Raw genomic sequence first — 5,541 nt, 5'->3', positions numbered from 1 at the left:
GTTAACGCGTAATGGCCACCCTTGGGGGGTGGCCATTACGTGAATGGGTGTCCGGCGGTGTCCTACTCTCCCACAGGGTCCCCCCTGCAGTACCATCGGCGCTGAGAGGCTTAGCTTCCGGGTTCGGAATGGGACCGGGCGTTTCCCTCTCGCTATGGCCGCCGAAACTCTCTTGATGTTTCAGTCTTCACAACGTGAAAAAATCTATGTTCTGTTGTGTTCCCGACCGTACATCGGGAACCACTCAGTGGACGCAAGCACCAGAAACGGTGTGTTATCAAGTCATCGGCTTATTAGTACCAGTCAGCTGCACGCATTGCTGCGCTTCCACATCTGGCCTATCAACCCAGTAGTCTGGCTGGGAGCCTCTCACCCGAAGGTATGGAAGTCTCATCTTGAGGCCGGCTTCCCGCTTAGATGCTTTCAGCGGTTATCCATCCCGAACGTAGCTAACCAGCGGTGCACTTGGCAGTACAACTGGCACACCAGAGGTTCGTCCAACCCGGTCCTCTCGTACTAGGGTCAGATCCTCTCAAACTTCCTACGCGCGCAGCGGATAGGGACCGAACTGTCTCACGACGTTCTAAACCCAGCTCGCGTACCGCTTTAATGGGCGAACAGCCCAACCCTTGGGACCTACTCCAGCCCCAGGATGCGACGAGCCGACATCGAGGTGCCAAACCATGCCGTCGATATGGACTCTTGGGCAAGATCAGCCTGTTATCCCCGAGGTACCTTTTATCCGTTGAGCGACAGCGCTTCCACAAGCCACTGCCGGATCACTAGTCCCGACTTTCGTCCCTGCTCGACCTGTCAGTCTCACAGTCAAGCTCCCTTGTGCACTTACACTCGCCACCTGATTGCCAACCAGGTTGAGGGAACCTTTGGGCGCCTCCGTTACTTTTTGGGAGGCAACCGCCCCAGTTAAACTACCCACCAGGCACTGTCCCTGAACCGGATTACGGTTCGAAGTTAGATATCCAGAGTGACCAGAGTGGTATTTCAACAATGACTCCACGAATACTGGCGTATCCGCTTCACAGTCTCCCACCTATCCTACACAAGCCACACCGAACACCAATACCAAGCTGTAGTAAAGGTCACGGGGTCTTTCCGTCCTGCTGCGCGTAACGAGCATCTTTACTCGTAATGCAATTTCGCCGAGTTCGCGGTTGAGACAGTTGGGAAGTCGTTACGCCATTCGTGCAGGTCGGAACTTACCCGACAAGGAATTTCGCTACCTTAGGATGGTTATAGTTACCACCGCCGTTTACTGGGGCTTAAATTCTCAGCTTCGCCTTGCGGCTAACCGGTCCTCTTAACCTTCCAGCACCGGGCAGGCGTCAGTCCGTATACATCGTCTTGCGACTTGGCACGGACCTGTGTTTTTAGTAAACAGTCGCTACCCACTAGTCTCTGCGGCCACCACACCCTTTTTGAGGCAAGCTCATATAAGTGGATGGCCCCCCTTCTCCCGAAGTTACGGGGGCATTTTGCCGAGTTCCTTAACCACGATTCTCTCGATCTCCTTGGTATTCTCTACCTGACCACCTGAGTCGGTTTGGGGTACGGGCGGCTAGAACCTCGCGTCGATGCTTTTCTTGGCAGCATAGGATCACCCACTTTTCATCCGCATCGTGTCTCAGCCTTGATGAGTGGCGGATTTGCCTACCACTCGGCCTACGCACTTGCCCCGGGACAACCATCGCCCGGGATGGGCTACCTTCCTGCGTCACACCTGTTAATACGCTAACCGCACCAGAATGGGGTCGTGCGCTAGGCCCACAGCATCACCCCGAAGGGATCCGTCAATGGGATTCAGACACTTAGCACTACTGGATTAGCTTGGGCGGTTCTTCGCCGGTACGGGAATATCAACCCGTTGTCCATCGACTACGCCTGTCGGCCTCGCCTTAGGTCCCGACTTACCCAGGGAAGATTAGCTTGACCCTGGAACCCTTGGTCTTTCGGAGGACGTGTTTCTCACACGTCTTTCGCTACTCATGCCTGCATTCTCACTCGTGTGGCGTCCACGGCTGGGTCACCCCGCCGCTTCACTCGCCACACGACGCTCTCCTACCCATCAACACGGCTGGACCACGAAGGCCTACCAATAATGTCAATGCCACAACTTCGGTGGCGTGCTTGAGCCCCGTTACATTGTCGGCGCGGAATCACTTGACCAGTGAGCTATTACGCACTCTTTCAAGGGTGGCTGCTTCTAAGCCAACCTCCTGGTTGTCTAAGCAACTCCACATCCTTTCCCACTTAGCACGCGCTTAGGGACCTTAGATGGTGGTCTGGGTTGTTTCCCTCTCGACTATGAAGCTTATCCCCCACAGTCTCACTGCTGCGCTCTCACTTACCGGCATTCGGAGTTTGGCTGACGTCAGTAACCTTGTAGGGCCCATCGGCCATCCAGTAGCTCTACCTCCGGCAAGAAACACGCAACGCTGCACCTAAATGCATTTCGGAGAGAACCAGCTATCACGAAGTTTGATTGGCCTTTCACCCCTATCCACAGCTCATCCCCTCAGTTTTCAACCTAAGTGGGTTCGGCCCTCCACGACGTCTTACCGTCGCTTCAGCCTGGCCATGGATAGATCACTTCGCTTCGGGTCTAGGACATGCGACTGAATCGCCCTATTCAGACTCGCTTTCGCTACGGCTACCCCACCCGGGTTAACCTCGCCACATATCGCTAACTCGCAGGCTCATTCTTCAAAAGGCACGCTGTCACCCCTACTAAGGAGGCTCCAACGGTTTGTAAGCAAACGGTTTCAGGTACTATTTCACTCCCCTCCCGGGGTACTTTTCACCTTTCCCTCACGGTACTTGTCCGCTATCGGTCATCTGGGAGTATTTAGGCTTATCAGGTGGTCCTGACAGATTCACACGGGATTTCTCGGGCCCCGTGATACTTGGGATACTCTCCACGTCAGAACACGCATTTCGACTACGGGGCTGGCACCCACTCTGGCCCGCCTTTCAAGACGGTTCGTCTATACGCTTCTGTCACGTCGACCACTCGGCAGAATGGTCAGGAAAGTCCCGCAACCCCCCACATGCAACGCCTGCCGGCTCTCACACACATGAGGTTTAGCCTGATCCGATTTCGCTCGCCACTACTCACGGAATCACTGTTGTTTTCTCTTCCTGTGGGTACTGAGATGTTTCACTTCCCCACGTTCCCTCTACCCGCCCTATATATTCAGGCGGGAGTCACCAGGTACGCACGCGCCCTGGCGGGGTTTCCCCATTCGGACACCCTCGGATCAAAACTTGCTTATCAGTTCCCCGAGGCTTATCGCAGATTGCTACGTCCTTCTTCGGCTCCAGATGCCAAGGCATCCACCGTTTGCTCTTAAAGACTTGAAATCACATGAGTTTCATCAAGAATCGAACCCGAACCAAAAGGTCCGGGCGAAATTGACTAATGATCTTTAAGATCATCTATAACAAGAACAATCCCGAAGGATCATCCCTGAAGATGCTCGCGTCCACTGTGTAGTTCTCAAAGTACGGGCGGTACCCCCCACCCCCGACACAAAGCCGGCGACAGAAGGCCCAAGAGGAGTGTCCCCCACACCCACCACCCCGAAAGGCAGCAAGCGCAGCGTCCGGTCCCTCAGGACCCAACAGCGTGCCGACGCCCCGCTCACCAGAACCCACCCTCCAACCACACCCCGAAGAGTGCGGCGTACTAGTAGACCCCAGCTGCGCTGACGCCATGTCAAATGTTCCACCCTTGAGCCCCAGCCACACACGAACGGTGTGGTACTGGGTCCTGGAACCCCCGAAGAGGTCCAAGTGCTCCTTAGAAAGGAGGTGATCCAGCCGCACCTTCCGGTACGGCTACCTTGTTACGACTTAGTCCTAATTACCGATCCCACCTTCGACGGCTCCCTCCACAAGGGTTGGGCCACCGGCTTCAGGTGTTACCGACTTTCATGACTTGACGGGCGGTGTGTACAAGACCCGGGAACGTATTCACCGCAGCGTTGCTGATCTGCGATTACTAGCGACTCCGACTTCATGAGGTCGAGTTGCAGACCTCAATCCGAACTGGGACCGGCTTTTTGGGATTCGCTCCACCTCACGGTATTGCAGCCCTTTGTACCGGCCATTGTAGCATGCGTGAAGCCCAAGACATAAGGGGCATGATGATTTGACGTCATCCCCACCTTCCTCCGAGTTGACCCCGGCAGTATCCCATGAGTTCCCACCATTACGTGCTGGCAACATAGAACGAGGGTTGCGCTCGTTGCGGGACTTAACCCAACATCTCACGACACGAGCTGACGACAACCATGCACCACCTGTTCACGAGTGTCCAAAGAGTCCCCTATTTCTAGGGTGTTCTCGTGTATGTCAAGCCTTGGTAAGGTTCTTCGCGTTGCATCGAATTAATCCGCATGCTCCGCCGCTTGTGCGGGTCCCCGTCAATTCCTTTGAGTTTTAGCCTTGCGGCCGTACTCCCCAGGCGGGGAACTTAATGCGTTAGCTGCGTCACGGAATCCGTGGAAAGGACCCCACAACTAGTTCCCAACGTTTACGGGGTGGACTACCAGGGTATCTAAGCCTGTTTGCTCCCCACCCTTTCGCTCCTCAGCGTCAGTTACGGCCCAGAGATCTGCCTTCGCCATCGGTGTTCCTCCTGATATCTGCGCATTCCACCGCTACACCAGGAATTCCAATCTCCCCTACCGCACTCTAGTCTGCCCGTACCCACTGCAGGCCCGAGGTTGAGCCTCGGGATTTCACAGCAGACGCGACAAACCGCCTACGAGCTCTTTACGCCCAATAATTCCGGATAACGCTTGCGCCCTACGTATTACCGCGGCTGCTGGCACGTAGTTAGCCGGCGCTTTTTCTGCAAGTACCGTCACTTTCGCTTCTTCCTTGCTAAAAGAGGTTTACAACCCGAAGGCCGTCATCCCTCACGCGGCGTTGCTGCATCAGGCTTGCGCCCATTGTGCAATATTCCCCACTGCTGCCTCCCGTAGGAGTCTGGGCCGTGTCTCAGTCCCAGTGTGGCCGGTCACCCTCTCAGGCCGGCTACCCGTCGACGCCTTGGTGAGCCATTACCTCACCAACAAGCTGATAGGCCGCGAGCCCATCCCCAACCAAAAAATCTTTCCAACCACCAGCCATGCGACTGTGGTTCGTATCCAGTATTAGACGCCGTTTCCAGCGCTTATCCCAGAGTCAGGGGCAGGTTGCTCACGTGTTACTCACCCGTTCGCCACTGATCCACCCAGCAAGCTGGGCTTCACCGTTCGACTTGCATGTGTTAAGCACGCCGCCAGCGTTCATCCTGAGCCAGGATCAAACTCTCCATAAAAAATGAATACTGCAACCAACCCGGGAAAACGGGAAAGAAGCAGCGAGTTCAACCATGACCAAAAACGAATATCAAACTGACATCCATGAATTGATCCAAAAAGGACCCCCACCAACCAAAAAATGGTCAGCGAGGATACAAAAATTGGCATTTGACAAGTGCACGCTGTTGAGTTCTCAAAGATCGGACGCACCAGC

At 55.1% G+C, this 5,541-nt stretch carries 3 rRNA genes; all 3 read right to left on the bottom strand.

Annotated features, from left to right (window positions below):
* Positions 1 to 49: 49 nt before the first annotated feature.
* The 3 genes from rrf to B2K11_RS20265 all read right to left on the bottom strand — a co-directional run bounded on the left by rrf (position 50) and on the right by B2K11_RS20265 (position 5,344).
* Positions 50 to 166, bottom strand: a 5S ribosomal RNA gene (gene rrf, locus B2K11_RS20275).
* Positions 167 to 273: 107 nt separating this feature from the next.
* Positions 274 to 3,378: ribosomal RNA gene (locus tag B2K11_RS20270) — 23S ribosomal RNA — on the bottom strand.
* A 443-nt stretch (positions 3,379 to 3,821) separates the two neighbouring features.
* Positions 3,822 to 5,344: ribosomal RNA gene (locus tag B2K11_RS20265) — 16S ribosomal RNA — on the bottom strand.
* The 16S, 23S and 5S rRNA genes sit together here, the layout of an rRNA operon.
* Positions 5,345 to 5,541: the final 197 nt, after the last annotated feature.

It is taken from the genome of Microbacterium sp. B35-30, assembly GCF_010634855.1.
In the GTDB taxonomy this organism is placed as follows: Bacteria; Actinomycetota; Actinomycetes; order Actinomycetales; family Microbacteriaceae; genus Microbacterium.
The sequence above is the reverse complement of the archived record's forward strand: the minus strand, read 5'-3'. Positions and strand labels throughout refer to the sequence as shown.